Here is a 13,855-nt window from a genome sequence, read left to right on the forward strand (position 1 = left end):
TTTCTTTACCATTAAAATAATGTTCAACAGCTTCATTTATTTCTTCTAAAGTAAATTTAGACATAAAAATACACCCCAATTATTAGATTTTGTGTCTAATAATTGGGGTGCAGTTCATTTTGTGATTAGGCTTTTTATGATGGATGTACCGCTCCGCTGATTTACTTCCATCACCAACCTGGCTTTGCGTTTGCCAATGAAATCTCCGGTCACTTATTGCTTAGTCGTCGTACAGGTTTGATGGTGAAAAGACTTTTTCGGATTTATTTAACGTAATGAAAATGATATCTAGCTGTTTATCCTCTTAATATTTGACGCCTTCGTGAAATGCCGGACTGCTTGCTTCGTTTTAATAGCCAATTTAAGCAAGCACTTGTACGGTATTGTATCGGCTATCGACACCTAATGGACATGGAGAATTAAAATAATGTTCCAATAATATAATGTAAAAGAAATGTTACCTGTCATTCGTTCCAATTCCACAAATGACAGGTAACATTAGGATTAAAATCGCATATAGGCTAATATTTTTTTATTTTGGTTGACTTGTAGAATTCTAAAATCATTTTTCAGATAAAAATCATTTAAATAAGGGATATCGTCATATTCAATACATACAACACGCAATCCTGATAAATCATATATTAATTCGCAGTTCTCTAATGCAAAATTTAGTATAAGATCGCCACTAAATTTTCCTTTATAATAGTCCGATCTGCCTAACTGTTATAGTCATTTAAAAGTTTTTTTCTATTTAAAAAATTATTGTAGGCAGTTAGTTCAAACGTATAGTGGAAAATGATGTTCCTTGGTTCTGCTGAACAGATTATCGTGATGAAGCAAAATACAGTGGAAATTGGATTGATTCGGACGATCAACCTTCAAAAGATGCCATCAAAATTTGCAAAGCAATTATGGAAAAAACGAGGTTTGAATAAACTTCAATAAAATCACACTTTAGAAATTCTTTAAAATAAATGAGACTAAGGGCTAATTATTAAACATGATTAGCCCTTAGTTTGTATATTATAAATCTTCAACCACTATATAAGCCGCTTTAAACGGACCATGAACGCCAACAACAAGATTCATTTCAATGTCGGCGGAATTGCTAGGACCTGTAATAAAGTTAATACAAGAAGCAATATGGTCGCCTTTTTTAACTTTTTCTCTAATTATCCGGGCTGCTTGTGTCATTCTCGGGACTAGCGAGCTTTTCGGAATAATGATTACAGACTTGGCAGGCAAGAAACTTACAGTTCTTCCTTTATCTTTGCTGCTGAAAAGAACGACTGTGCCCGATTCAGCAAGGGTAATATCACTAATCGTAATCCCGACATTTGCCTGTTCGGCAAACTTGATATTTTCCTCTCCTCTAGACGAATCCCATTCATGAAATTCGACATTGTCTTCAGGCCATAATTGTTTAAATAACGGTGAAAGGCCATACTTATCGAAGCGAGAATCCTTCCAACTTACAATCGGTCCTCCTCCATAATCGGAAACAATCTTTTTTACCGCATTGACTAATTCCGATTTATCAGTAACAACGATATCCGTGTGTATATTCTTGCATTGTGCTTTGAGCACTTCAAGTAGCTCATCCGAGTCTGCTCCTTTTAAGACTGCGTCTTGAGGATTAACGCTCCACTTTGGTCTTTCAGTTTCAGCAGGCATTTTTTCTCTTCCTAATCGTCCCGTAATTTTGCTCAGGAACTTATCTCGATTTTGGATCGTACCTTTCATTATTTGTCGCCTCCCTTAGAGCGGTCTTGGAACCAATCGCGGAATCGTTCTTTTTTCGGTGCTGGGAACTCACGAATTTCTGTCCAAGCCTTTAATGGCCCAGGTCCATTAGAAATATGATCGCCGACTGTGAACGGATTCATTGCTGTAGGAGCAATTTTAGTGCCTATTTTATAAAGAGATGGGGACGCAGCACCGAGGCCAAAAGCTTTCATTGCTAGTTTTTCGGAAATCGGTGCCTTGCCCTCTTTTTCAACGATCACTTGACGATGTTTATGTAGCAGGTCATGAAGCGGAATCTTCACTGGACACGCCTCAGTACAGGCGCCACATAAAGTCGATGCATACGGAAGCTCTTTATAATCATCATAGCCGCCTAATAGTGGGGATAAGACAGCCCCGATTGGACCCGAGTAAATAGAACCGTATGAATGTCCGCCTACATGTCGGTAAACAGGACAAACATTTACACATGCAGCGCAGCGTATACATTGAAGAATTGAATGGAAGTCCCCACCAAGAATATTTGAGCGCCCATTATCAACAATGACTAGATGAAATTCTTCTGGCCCATCAACATCTTCTTCATCTCTTGCACCTGTCAGTACAGTTATGTAGCTTGTTAGCTTTTGACCAACGGCACTTCTAGTTAAAAGACTTACAAGGACTTCCATCTCTTCATATGTTGGAACGAGCCGCTCCATTCCCATGACAGTGATTTGTGTTTTTGGCAATGCTGTCACAAGATCTGCATTTCCTTCATTTGTCACTAAACAAATCGATCCGGTTTCAGCGACGGCAAAATTGCAGCCTGTAATTCCTACATCAGCCGATAAATATTCATGACGAAGCATTTCCCGTGCATGCCAAGCTAATTCCTCAGGCTTTTCTGACTTTTTGTAGTTTAGTTTTTCCGCAAAAACATCCCTGATTTGTTCTTTATTTTTGTGCAAGGCAGGCGCAACGATATGTGAAGGCGGATCATGGTCATCAACTTGCAGAATATATTCACCTAAGTCCGTCTCAATCACTTCACAGCCAGCATCCTCTAAACAAGCATTCAAATGGATTTCTTCCGTCACCATTGATTTCGATTTAACAACCTTTTTGGCGTTTTTCTTTTCAATGACGTCTCGGATGTACTGGCTCGCTTCTTCGGCAGTCTCAGCAAAGAATACGTGGCCACCTCTCTTCGCCACGTTCTCACTTAATTGATATAAATAATAATCAAGGTTCTCCAAAACATGCTGACGAATTTCCTCTCCAAGTGACCGCCATTCTTCCCAGTTGCCAAGTTCTTCTGCCGCTGCAATTCTTCTAGTCATGAGCCTTTCCTGTGCTCCCGAAACAGCACCCCTCATAAAAGCATTATTAATCCCGTCATCTACCCGTTTTTTAAAATCATCGGTTCCTATTTTCATAGACAATTGACATTCCCCCTTTTTAAAAGCAGTTTCGGCCAAATAATCGAAAATGTATCTTTATCAGCGGCTGTTTAATACTTCCGCAATATGCAACACTTTAATCGGTATGCCTTTTCGCTCGATTCTTCCCCCAATATTCATCAGACATCCCCCATCTGCGCCGATTAAATATTCCGCCTTCGTCTCCTCCACATGCTGGACCTTCTCATCTACCATTTGTTCAGAAATTTGCGCCATTTTTACCGAGAACGTTCCGCCGAAACCGCAGCAATTATGTTTCCCTGGAAGTTCTGTAAATTCTAGACCTGATACATTACTTAATAGCTTCATCGGTGCCTCTTTTACTCCTAGTAATCTCGTCATATGGCAAGAAGTATGAAATGTAATTCTTCCACTAAATCTTGCACCTACATCCTCAACTTGTAAAACATCAACAATAAATTGAGTGAGTTCATATGTCTTATCTGCAAGCGCTTTTGCTTTTGGCTCCCAAACAGGATCATCTTTAAAAATCTGCGGGTACTGATGAAACATATATGCACATGATCCAGAAGGTGATACGACATATTCAGCATGTTGGAATGTGTCGATCATTCTTTTCATCGCCTCTTTTGATTCCTTCACATAACCACTGTTATAGGCAGGCTGCCCGCAGCAAATTTGTAATTCTGGAAAATCTATTTCACAGCCAAGGTGCTCTAATAATTCGACTGTGGCTTTTCCCGCATTACTTTGAAACATGTCTACTAAGCATGTAGCAAAAAGAGTTACTTTCATGAAATTCAACCTCTCTTAAAAAGCAGTTTCATATTTTCCACTTTAAATGTAAATATATTACTAGTCAACTGGTCATCAGATGACTAGTAATATATCATAATCTTATTATTGTGTAAATTCAGGTTATACTCATTCTTAAAAAAATAGCGCCTTCATTGACGCAGGCGCAAATTCTATCTTATTTTTCGTTTTTTTTTGTTTCTTCAAAATATCTTTTTAGAATATCCTCTACATTGCCCAAATGCTCAAGCATAGCCGAGCTTGCCGCATTTTCATCCTGATTATATATTGCTTTATAAATTTTCATATGCTCGTCAAACAATTTTTCGGTTGTTGTTTGTTTAGAAAAAAGCCAGAGTCTCCATGTTTCTTTCATTATCTCCTGCATTAATCCTGATACATGATCTAGAAGGCTGGAAAGGAGTTGATTGTTAGAGGCGGCTGCAATCGCAAGGTGAAATTGAAGATCCGCTTGTTCGCCCAACTCTTCATTGCCATTTGCTTCTTTCATTTCCTCTAAGGCCGCTTTCATTGCTTCCAGATTCTCGGCGGTTCTTTTCTTTGCAGCAGAGGCGGCTGCACCAGACTCAATGATTTTTCTTACTTCCATTAAGTTCGCAACATCCTCTATGTTCATCAGGATGGCAGTTGAAAGAGGGAAAGCAATTTGCTCGGAACCAAATCCTTTTATATATGTGCCTTCACCCTGTTTCATTTCCACTAGTCCCATTGCTCTTAGAGCTGATAATGCTTCTCTAATCGCCGAACGTCCTACTTGAAAATTCTCAGCGAGCTGTTGAACAGAATCTAGCTTGTCACCAGGATTCAATTGTCCAGTCCGGATCATTTCATAAATGGTTTCAGTCACTTCTTCATATATTTTTTTTGGTTTAATTTTTTTATACTTCAATCGATTTCCCCCATTATTTCCTTCCCAACTATAATTAAAGCAAGTTTATTAGTATTCACATTATAACATTTTACTACAGATTAAAATCGAATAGTAAACAGATCCTTTAAAAGAATATTATTCCAAATCACAATAAAATAGATTGTTTTTTTAGAATAAAAGAAATATACTGATATTTGTTGGTCATCTGATGACCTAATCATCTTGCTTTAAAGTAAATGAAACCGATTACATAGTGGGAAAGGGAAATTGGGCTACTGTGCTAGATGATTAAGGAATTTTTCAAATCGAAACATAGGGGGTTTAGACTTGGCAACATTTACACAAAATTTCACTGCAGTTGGAGACAATCTTGCTTTATCCGCCATAGTGGCACTCATCCCAATTTTGTATTTCTTCTGGGCTCTAGCAATAAAAAGAATGAAAGGCTATATAGCGGGGATTACCACTCTACTAATTGCCATGGTCCTTGCTGTCGTTGCTTTCAAGATGCCGGCAAATATGGTATTCATGTCTGCTACTCAGGGAGCCGTTTTTGGGATTCTCCCGATTGGTTGGATTATCATTACTTCTGTTTTTTTGTACAAATTAACCGTAAAAACAGGACAGTTTGATATTATCCGAAGCTCTGTTTTGTCCATCACAGAAGACCGCCGCATCCAGGCTCTTCTTGTGGCCTTTTCTTTTGGGGCATTCCTTGAAGGAGCAGCTGGATTTGGAGCACCGGTTGCCATTTCAGCCGCATTGTTAGTCGGGCTAGGGTTTAATCCCCTTTATGCTGCTGGGCTTTGCTTAATTGCTAACACAGCACCAGTTGCTTTCGGAGCAATCGGAATCCCAATTATTGCGGTGGAAGGTCCGACAGGTATTCCTGCTATGGAAATTTCAAAAATGGTTGGACGACAGCTTCCTTTCCTGTCTATATTTATTCCTTTTTATTTAGTAGTCATTATGACAGGTTTCAAAAAAGCATGGGAGATCATGCCGGCGATCCTTGTGTCCGGTGTTTCGTTTGCAATTACTCAATATCTGTCATCTAACTATCTCGGACCTGAACTTCCCGATATTCTATCCGCATTAGTGTCTCTGTTTGCTTTAGCTATTTTCTTAAAGTTTTGGCAACCGAAAACGATTTATCGATTTCCTGCCGAGCAAGAAATTGCAGCCACTAGTGCTAGACAAATCTCTTATGAGAAAGAGGTTTCTTATACTGGGGGTCAAATTTTTAAAGCATGGTCGCCTTTCCTTATCCTAACTGGCATTATTTCCTTTTGGGGAATTCCAACTGTGAAAAAGGCATTGATAGGTCAATATGAGGGAACAAATATCATTTTGAAAAGCATCAGCAATATCGGAGGGGCACTCACCTTCGTACCAGAAGTACCCGGACTTCATAATAAAATAATTAATGGAGCCGGAGACACAGTCGCAGCCTTATTTAAACTTGAAATTCTTGGGGCAGCTGGAACAGCGATTTTAATCGCAGCATTTATCTCAAAATTTGTTGTTAAAATCTCATGGAAAAACTTTATGCTTACCTTCAAAGAAACATTAAATGAGCTGAAATATCCGATTATTACGATCGGTGCGGTCGTAGGGTTTGCTTATGTAACGAATTCCTCTGGAATGAGTACAACTCTTGGAATGAGCCTTGCTAAAACTGGGGCGCTATTCCCATTCTTCTCTCCAATCCTTGGATGGCTTGGCGTGTTCATTACAGGCTCAGATACTTCCGCAAACCTATTATTCGGAGCCCTGCAAAAAATTACCGCAACATCGGTAGGCATGGATCCAGTATTAGCAGTTGCAGCAAACTCATCTGGTGGAGTAACAGGGAAGATGATTTCTCCACAATCAATTGCTGTGGCATGTGCAGCTGTAGGCCTTGCTGGAAAAGAATCAGAATTATTCCGCTTTACAATAAAACATAGCCTTTTCCTTGTTTTACTTATCTGTATTATGACATACCTACAGCACACTGTTTTTTCTTGGATGATTCCTTAATCTGGGACATAGGGACGAGTTGAACTGAATCTCGTCCCCCCTTTTTATTTTTCCACTTTAAAATACGAAGCAGCATTTAAGATTGGTAATTATATTTCCGTTTCCAATTCTGACATTAAAATAATAACGGTTGCGATGCCAGTTCTAGCTGTTTAAAACCCTACTCACCCCCCGCCATATCAATTGGGATTAAATTATTTTTCTATTTCCGCTCGTTTAATATAAAATGATAGATTTTTTATTTTAAATCCATGTTCTATTAAACACTAGTTAATAACAAAACACCCTGGGGTAGTCCCGATAATGGTACCTCATAATATATGTAGGTCGACAGTATATATCTATTAATTATTTTATCCCTATTTATAAAAATATTTATTTAGCTTCTGCCTTATTAGCTCTTCTGTAATCTTATCCTTAAAAGTAAAAATAACAATGTGAACCCCCATCTCTTTTAGATAGCTTACCTTTATTCGATCTCTTATCCTTTGTGACAAAAAGTCTTTTTTCTCTTTGTGAAAATATGGAATCCATTTAAAATGTTGAATACCATGTTATTCAATTGCTAATGAAATTTCATCTATAAAATAGTCAATTCTTAATTGCGCCTTTGTGAGCGGATTTATCAAATTTGGAAAAGTTTTCTCACGAATACCTACAACATTATAAATTTCATCTAATTTTGAGTGTAGCATATTTGCTATAACGCTACTTCCATTTATTGTATCATTTATATATGATCCTCTAATTTGGACTATTGCTTCTCTAAAGGAACCATAAAACTCCTTTACTCTTGATAAAATAGTAGTTTTTGATGAACCAATATATTCAGCAACCATATCTGCAGTTGCAAACATTCGGAACCCTCCGAACTGTATCCATTTTCCCATAGGAACAAGTATGTTATCTAGAAAATACTAAAGCTGCAAAACAGAATCAAAACTTCTAAGTTTTAACACACATATAAGACTGTTATAGTTGTAGTTTTTTAAGACATAAAAAGCCGATTCCCAAGTTTGAGAAATGAATCTAAATATTTTCATTCCGTTGAACAACAAAAAGGGCCTACTCATAAAGGATAGACCCTCATAGTTCTGTATTCTATTAATCGGACTACTTCTACTGTCTTCCTGTTACTCTACTACTCTATTTAGTTTTCTCAACGTTGCTATAAATGAATGTTATAATAGATTATTTTAAAAACAATATGATATTTCAATTCACATTGCTAATCAACAATAAATACTTTAGCTCCTGATAAAGTAGATAACCTATGAGCTTCCGTACCTTCCGCAACCTGAAAGCTCATTCCTGTATTTAACTGAAAAGTGCGGCCATCATTTAGTTCAATTTCTAATTCTCCTCCTAGTACTAGAACTACATGTCCCCGGCTACACCAATGGTCGGCAAGGTATCCAGGTGTGTACTCTACCATTCTTACACGTATATTACCGATTTCGAATGTTTTCGATAATACCTTTCCTGTCTTACCTTCGTCCCAAGTAGGTTCAATGGAATTCCAAGTAACTGTGCTGAATGGTACGTCCGTTATTTCCATATTTACCCTCCTGCTTCTGAATTTAAATAAAATGTACCGATAATATTATTTTCTTTGCCAGGTGGAATACTTCTAACTTTCCAATCAATTAGACCTTCTGATTATTTTTAATACGTTACATCAACACCATTACCTGCTTTTTTCGATTTATAATTAGGAAGATATTGGTGACCAATCCAGTAAAGTACCGCACTGATTGGCATGCTGACCATCCAAGAAATCGGCAAAAAGATAACGCCAATAATTCCACCAATGAAAAGCGAGCCAAGCCCTAACCAATTATATTTAATTGTATTTTCATAAAGAGCTACAACATTAAACTTTTGTTTATGGATAAAATAGTAATCCGCAATGAGTATTCCTAACAATGGGCCAAGGAATGCAGAATAGAAAGCGATGAAAGTATTAAAGGCAGAGCTTGAAATTAACAGCCAAGGAAAAGTGACGATACTTAAAATTCCCACAATAATGACGGACAGTCCCCAAGTAATATTGAATGTTTCCATCAATACTAGTGCAGGAGGCTTAATATTAATTGTTAAATTAGTTGTAATTTGAGCAACGATTATAAAAATCATCATTGCAACTGCAACAACAGGGTTAGGGATAACTGAAACAAGCGCTTGAACTGGATCCCATATGCCTGTAGCAGCTGCAGATAATACACCTATTCCAAGTATGATGATATACATTGGTACTATTCCAACAAAGTGTCCAATTGCATTATAACCTGGTTTATTTTCAAGGAATCTACTTAAGTCTCCATTATTGATTGCAGCCGTAATTAAGATTCCCACAGATGCTGTAATCGCTGCAAAAAATGGCATCCCCCAGCTACCACTTGTGTTCCACGTATTTGCTATTTTTAGTCCACCCACATTAATAAGCTGAATTGTTATATAAATTAAGAAGCCAAGTACAACAACGGACAGTATAGAGTCAAACCACTTAATTGTATTCATCCCAAAATAAGCAATATACGTTTGGACAACTTGGAAGAAAATAAAATACACCCAAATATTGCCCCATCCCCAAATCGTTTGTGTAACGAAATTCATAGCTGAAGCACCAATCCAAGATCCAATCCCATACCAAAACACAGCAGGTAAAACCCTTATTAATGAAGCAATCCTCGCCCCGTTATATCCGAATGAAGATCGAGCTTGAACAATGAAAGGAATCCCATATTTTATTCCAGGCCTTGAATTAATCACAAACAAAAAACCTAAAAACAAAGCAGAAACAACTGTAACAACCCCTGCTTGAAAAATATTCAACTTCCCTGCAGGTGGCAAAAACGACTGGCCAACCATAAAAATTTGGATAACTACCATAGATGAAATCCAAAGGGTAATATAGGTTGTTAATCCAAATAATCTATTATCATTTGATACTGGATTTAGAGATTCTCTCTTTGAACCTTTTGTAATATCCGTAGCATTCTGTCCCATAGCTCTCAACCTCTCGTTTTCCATTTTTTTATTCTTCTCAAAAAATTTAATAAGTACACCAACATGAGAATTAAGCCAAGGTTATCTGAATCTATCAATCTATATCGCAATCTATATCGCATAACAAATGATCAGTTGTTCTATTAAAAAAGTTAGGCAAATTTATGATAGTTAAAAATTTGCCCAACTTAATGGAAAATCTAACATGAGATTTGTCAAAACTTATTTAGATTTTGCTAATTACTTATAACCACTACTTAAATGTAGACTGACTCTTTCCGAACTTCTCCAACGCACCAACAAATGACTTTTTCTCTGGATATTTATAGGTTTTTAGCTTACTAGTTTTCTTTCCTAAATCGACAATAGATTCCGCAAATTTAACTGCTGCTACTACTCCATCAATAACCGGAACACCCAATTCTTTTTCAAGATTATTAGCAAATTCGGCCATACCCGCGCAACCTAGCAAGATAGCTTCCGCTTGATCTTCTTCAACCGCTTTTTTTCCCTCTTGTCTTAACATTTCCATCCCAGCTTCGGGATCTCTCTCAAAATCTAAAACGCACATCGGAGTCGTCCTAATGTTTAGTACTCGCTTACTTACTCCATAGGAATCAACAAGTTCTTCTAACATCGTTTTAATTCTTGGTAACACTGTTACAACAGAAAATCTAGCAGCTAGCATAGAAGCTAAATAAACTGAAGCTTCAGCGATACCTACCACTGGTTTATCTGTGACTTCCCTTGCAGCTTGTAAACCAGGGTCACCCCAGCAAGCTATCACAAATGCATCTACTCCTTCTTCTTCTCCCTTTTTAATTTCTTCAAGTACCCCAGGAATACATAAATACTCATCATAATAAGATTCAATGGAGGCTGGACCCATTTGAGGACTCACTGCTACTATTTGTGTATCTGGTCGAGCAACAGACTTTGCAGCATTTTCAATACCTTTCGTCATTTCCCACATTGTATTCGGATTAATCACTTTAATTTTCATACTGTTATTCCCCCGTAAAAAACTTATTTAAATATCTTAGTCGCTACAGAGTTTTTCCTTCCCCCGATAAATAGCTTTTTATGCCTCGTTCTTAGCCTCTTGATGATCCACTTTAAAGTTTGAATTCGTAATTTCTGGCTGGTCGTAGACTTTGCAAATCCAATATTTCATCAATGTATAGTACAATACTGTTGCAATTAACAAAGCAGAAATAAATCCGTAATCAGGAAACAGTAGAACGGATAGACCAGCCGGAATATAAGCAATAATTGCAGCAGGATTCACATTATACCAATATTTATATTGTCCACCGGCTTTATAAAGTTCATCGACATTGACCTTACGTTTTCTAAGAAAGTAATAGTCTGTGAACATAATTCCAACGATAGGTGCTAAAGTTGCAGTAATGACCATTAGTATTTGAGGAACATAGTCTGCATAATTCCATGGTTGGAGAAGTAATCCTAAAACACCTGCAATAATCGAACCCGTTACAAATGTTATTTTTCGCGGGAAAAAGTTAACGATAATATATCCAGGTGGTAGTAAATTGGCACTTATATTAGTAGACCACTGTGCTAGGATTACGAAGGCTAAACATACGATTAACAACCAAGGATTATCCTGTCCCATTGTCTGAACCATCACATCAATTGGATTCCAGTTTCCGGTTGCAACACCACTGGTTAGACCGATAACCGTAAACAATAACATAGATCCAACAAGACCGAATGTATGCCCAATAAAGCTCCCCTTATTCTCTTTCCACCAAGTAGGTTTATTTTTATCCTTGTTGGTTTTTAAAAAACGAGTGAAATCCGGAGCATTTAGTGCCATCGTAATATAAGTACCCATCATGACTACGACTGCAAATCCCATGGATATTCCACCTTCACCACTTTTAGCAAAAATTTCACTAAACGTTAAATCATGTTGATTCATGATGAGAACCTGTAATAGAACACCAATAATTAAAATGCTAGGGGATGCTAACCATTCAAATTTTGTTATAGCTTCTATCCCCATGGCAGTATTAATAATTTGTACGCCTCCGAACACAATAATTAACATCATAAGGTTTGAATACCCAGTTAGCATTTCCATAATCACATTCAGTGCATAAGCTCCCATCCATGTTTGGAATCCAAACCAAAAAATAGCGGGAATTGCTCGAATCACTGCAGGTATGTGTGCTCCAAGGTAACCGAAACAGGCCCTGATATAAACCGCATACGGAATACCATATTTGATGCCTATATCACCAAGCAATGTTAAAAGAAGAGCAACAACGAGATTACCAAGTATACAGGCAACAATAATTTGTGTCGGTGATAAGGCAGGGTATAGCTGTGCTGCTGCAATGAAAGTGACAAGTTGTACAGCAATCCCAATCCATAAAACTAGAAAGCCCAATGTAGAAATATTTCTTTGATTGTCTGTCGTAGGCATGATATCCTTACCAGTTAAACTAATTCCTTTTTCTGAATCATGATTCATAGATCCTATCTCCTTTTCATTTCATTTTTTTACTTAGAAGAAAGTTTTCAGCATCATCTGGTAAGTATTATTTGGATGAGTTTTTTTGCAGTAGATTCTCCGACAGAATTATTATGCCTAATGGTAATCTCTGAAAATTTTTAATTTTTAGAATATATAAGTCGGAAAATGCCAGTTACATGGCAGCCATTTCTGACCGCCATACATTTCTAAACAAACTTTAACACAGCTTCCAACAGCAACTCCGTCCCAAGTGTAATATCTTTTTGTTCAGCTTTTTCATTCGGTTGGTGGCTGATGCCTTTTTCACATCTTACAAAAATCATTCCGATGTCCGTAATTTCTGACATCAGCATCGCATCATGCCCGGCTCCGCTAATCATAATTGGGGCAGTAATCCCTTTATCCTTACTAATCTCACGTAATGAGGAGACTATATTCTCCGAACACGCTATCGGATCTACATCTAAGTGTTTTTCGATTCTATATGTCAATCCTCTTTTTTCACACACATTTTGTACTTTGTTTACTATTTTTCCATATACATTGCTTCGTCGTTGTAAATCGATATCTCTTAAATCAAGTGAAAATTCAACAGAGCTTGGTATAACATTACTTCCACCTGGGAATGCCTGAATGATTCCAACAGTCCCCACAGTCTTTTTTTCGGGTTCTTGTTTACAGAGCCTTTCTATTTCAGAAATAACTTCAGCTGCTCCCATTAATGGATCATGACGTAAATTCATCGGGACAGTTCCAGCATGACCTGCCTCACCAGAAAGAAAAATGCTATACCAGGAAGGACCTGCAATTCCTTCTACAATACCTATCGCATGGCCATTTGTTTCTAAGATTGGTCCTTGTTCAATATGCATCTCCAAAAATAGTTTTATATCTTTATCTGTTCGAATGGACTCTTTGATTCGATCTGGATCTACTCCAAAACCAAATGATTTTAATGCCTCATATCGACTAATCCCATTTTCATCTTTTTTTAACAAATCTCTTTCATTTATTTTGCCAACCATCCCTCTACTCCCAAAAAGTCCATCGTTAAAGCGGGAGCCTTCCTCTTCACAAAAGGCAACTACTTCTAAAGGATGTTGATGAACAATTTGAGCAGATGTAATAGCCTGCACAACTTCAATCCCTGCAATGACACCTATAATGCCATCAAAGCGTCCCCCATTTCGCACAGAATCTATATGAGAACCAATCATCACGGCAGGAAGGCCAGGATTCTCTCCTTCTTTCCTACCAATTAAATTACCGAAATGATCATGTGAAACACTTAGCCCTGCTTCTTCCATCCACTGCGAGACTAAAAAGTGAGCTTCTTTATCTTCTTTACTTAAAGCTAAGCGATGTACACCATTTTGATTATTTTTCCCGATTTCTCCTAGGCGCAGAATACGAGAAAAAATTCTATCGCCATTAATCTTGCAAATTGTTTGCATGTCATCCTCCTTTAGTAATAACAATACT

Annotated in this window: 11 protein-coding genes and 1 pseudogene; 1 reads left to right on the forward strand and 11 read right to left on the reverse strand. The window is 37.5% G+C overall.

Features of this window, described 5'->3' with window-relative positions; genetic code table 11:
- Positions 1-115: 115 nt before the first annotated feature.
- From F7731_RS27160 to F7731_RS00020, 5 genes and pseudogenes are all read right to left on the reverse strand, one after another.
- Positions 116-424 (reverse strand): annotated as a pseudogene (locus tag F7731_RS27160) (DUF3427 domain-containing protein); the annotation flags it as partial.
- Between the two features lie 602 nt (positions 425-1,026).
- The gene (locus F7731_RS00005; protein ID WP_151532725.1) at positions 1,027-1,746 is read right to left on the reverse strand and encodes a LutC/YkgG family protein; all 720 of its coding nucleotides are present in this window, start codon (positions 1,744-1,746) and stop codon (positions 1,027-1,029) included.
- Entirely contained in the window at positions 1,746-3,173 is a 1,428-nt protein-coding gene (locus F7731_RS00010) for a LutB/LldF family L-lactate oxidation iron-sulfur protein (protein ID WP_151532726.1), read from the reverse strand. The genes F7731_RS00005 and F7731_RS00010 overlap by 1 nt, the downstream gene beginning before the upstream one ends.
- A gap of 57 nt (positions 3,174-3,230) precedes the next feature.
- Positions 3,231-3,947, reverse strand: coding sequence for a (Fe-S)-binding protein (locus tag F7731_RS00015; RefSeq protein WP_151532727.1), 717 nt, complete (start codon positions 3,945-3,947; stop codon positions 3,231-3,233).
- A gap of 178 nt (positions 3,948-4,125) precedes the next feature.
- A complete protein-coding gene (locus F7731_RS00020) occupies positions 4,126-4,857 on the reverse strand; it encodes a FadR/GntR family transcriptional regulator (RefSeq protein ID WP_151532728.1) in 732 nt (243 codons plus the stop codon).
- A 309-nt stretch (positions 4,858-5,166) separates the two neighbouring features.
- On the opposite strand from F7731_RS00020, the gene F7731_RS00025 reads away from it, so the two are divergent.
- Positions 5,167-6,861, forward strand: coding sequence for an L-lactate permease (locus F7731_RS00025; RefSeq protein ID WP_151532729.1), 1,695 nt, complete (start codon positions 5,167-5,169; stop codon positions 6,859-6,861).
- 554 nt (positions 6,862-7,415) lie between these two features.
- On the opposite strand, the gene F7731_RS00030 is transcribed toward F7731_RS00025, so the two are convergent.
- The 6 genes from F7731_RS00030 to F7731_RS00055 all read right to left on the reverse strand — a co-directional run bounded on the left by F7731_RS00030 (position 7,416) and on the right by F7731_RS00055 (position 13,827).
- Positions 7,416-7,718 carry a hypothetical protein gene (locus tag F7731_RS00030; RefSeq protein ID WP_151532730.1) on the reverse strand — a complete coding sequence of 101 codons (303 nt, stop codon included), beginning with the start codon at positions 7,716-7,718 and terminating at the stop codon, positions 7,416-7,418.
- 371 nt (positions 7,719-8,089) lie between these two features.
- Positions 8,090-8,419 carry a DHCW motif cupin fold protein gene (locus tag F7731_RS00035; RefSeq protein WP_151532731.1) on the reverse strand — a complete coding sequence of 110 codons (330 nt, stop codon included), beginning with the start codon at positions 8,417-8,419 and terminating at the stop codon, positions 8,090-8,092.
- A 107-nt stretch (positions 8,420-8,526) separates the two neighbouring features.
- Complete coding sequence (locus F7731_RS00040; RefSeq protein WP_170289615.1) at positions 8,527-9,870, reverse strand: NCS1 family transporter; 1,344 nt, start codon at positions 9,868-9,870, stop codon at positions 8,527-8,529.
- Between the two features lie 253 nt (positions 9,871-10,123).
- Positions 10,124-10,873: an aspartate/glutamate racemase family protein gene (locus F7731_RS00045; protein ID WP_151532733.1), complete on the reverse strand. Its 750-nt coding sequence runs from the start codon at positions 10,871-10,873 to the stop codon at positions 10,124-10,126.
- A gap of 78 nt (positions 10,874-10,951) precedes the next feature.
- Positions 10,952-12,370, reverse strand: a complete 1,419-nt coding sequence (gene ncs1, locus F7731_RS00050) for an NCS1 family nucleobase:cation symporter (RefSeq protein ID WP_151532734.1) — start codon at positions 12,368-12,370, stop codon at positions 10,952-10,954.
- 209 nt (positions 12,371-12,579) lie between these two features.
- Positions 12,580-13,827: a Zn-dependent hydrolase gene (locus F7731_RS00055; RefSeq protein WP_151532735.1), complete on the reverse strand. Its 1,248-nt coding sequence runs from the start codon at positions 13,825-13,827 to the stop codon at positions 12,580-12,582.
- Positions 13,828-13,855 lie beyond the last annotated feature (28 nt).

Source organism: Cytobacillus depressus (assembly GCF_008923245.1).
Taxonomy (GTDB): domain Bacteria; phylum Bacillota; class Bacilli; order Bacillales; family Cytobacillaceae; genus Cytobacillus; species Cytobacillus depressus.